The organism is Streptomyces sp. E2N166 (assembly GCF_003671715.1).
Taxonomy (GTDB): Bacteria; Actinomycetota; Actinomycetes; order Streptomycetales; family Streptomycetaceae; genus Streptomyces; species Streptomyces thinghirensis.
In genome coordinates this window covers 131,871-132,903 of the sequence record NZ_RAIF01000032.1, presented here as the reverse complement: position 1 = coordinate 132,903, position 1,033 = coordinate 131,871, and the positions used below count along the sequence as shown (strand labels likewise).

Here is a 1,033-nt window from a genome sequence, read left to right as displayed (position 1 = left end):
GTCCGCCGCCGCGGAGCCGGGTGTGCCCCGCGGACGGGGTGGGCGCGGAGCGGCGCACGTCGTTCGGGCCGGCCGGCGCCGGCCCGCCGAACCGCCGGAGGCCTACGCGCCGAAGTCCACCAGGAGTCGCTGGAGGGGCTCGAAGACGTCCGGGGTGGCCGCGATCGTCAGGGCTCCGGACGGGCGCTCACCGGGACGCCCACCGGTCACCGCGCCCGCCTCCCGGGCGATCAGGTCGCCCGCCGCGAGGTCCCAGGGGTGCAGACCGCGCTCGTAGTAGCCGTCGAGGCGTCCCGCGGCCACGTCGCACAGGTCGATCGCGGCCGAGCCGCCGCGTCTGATGTCGCGTACCAGCGGAATGAGCCGCCTCGCGATCTCGGCCTGTTCGGCGCGGACGTCGGCGACGTAGTTGAAGCCGGTGGAGACCAGGGCCTGGTCGAGCGGCGCCGCGGAGCGGCAGGCGAGCCTGCGTTCGCCGTTCCAGGCGCCCGTCGCCCAGGCTCCGCCGCCCAGTACCGCGTGGTAGGCCTCTCCCCGCATCGGTGCCACGACCACCCCGGCCACCCGCTCGCCGTCCTGCTCGGCGGCGACGGAGACCGCCCAGGTGGGCAGTCCGTACAGGTAGTTGACCGTGCCGTCGAGCGGGTCGATGACCCAGCGGATGCCGCTCGTGCCCTCGGTGGCGGAGCCCTCCTCGCCCAGGAACCCGTCGTCGGGGCGGCGGTCGGCGATCAGGCCGGTGATCAGCTTCTCCGCCGCGATGTCCATCTCGGTGACCACGTCGATCGGGCTGGACTTGGTGGCGGCGACCTCGAGGTCGGCCGGGCGGCCGTCGCGCAGCAGTTCGCCCGCGCGGTGGGCGGCCTCCTGGGCGATCTCCAGCAGCTCGGCGTGGAGGGGGTCGGGCGTCACGTCGGTCACGGGGCTCCTCACGCGTAGGGGCTGTCGGCGCCCGCGGCGGCGGGGCGGGGGGCGCGGGCGGGGCAGCAGCCGACCGGGCACAGGTTGTGGCTCGCGCCGAGTGCTCCGAGGG

The 1,033-nt window shown here is 76.1% G+C and carries 1 protein-coding gene; it reads right to left on the bottom strand.

What is annotated here, in order from left to right:
* Positions 1-102: 102 nt before the first annotated feature.
* A complete protein-coding gene (locus tag EBH09_RS27665) occupies positions 103-921 on the bottom strand; it encodes an inositol monophosphatase family protein (protein WP_121749666.1) in 819 nt (272 codons plus the stop codon).
* Between the last annotated feature and the right edge of the window lie 112 nt (positions 922-1,033).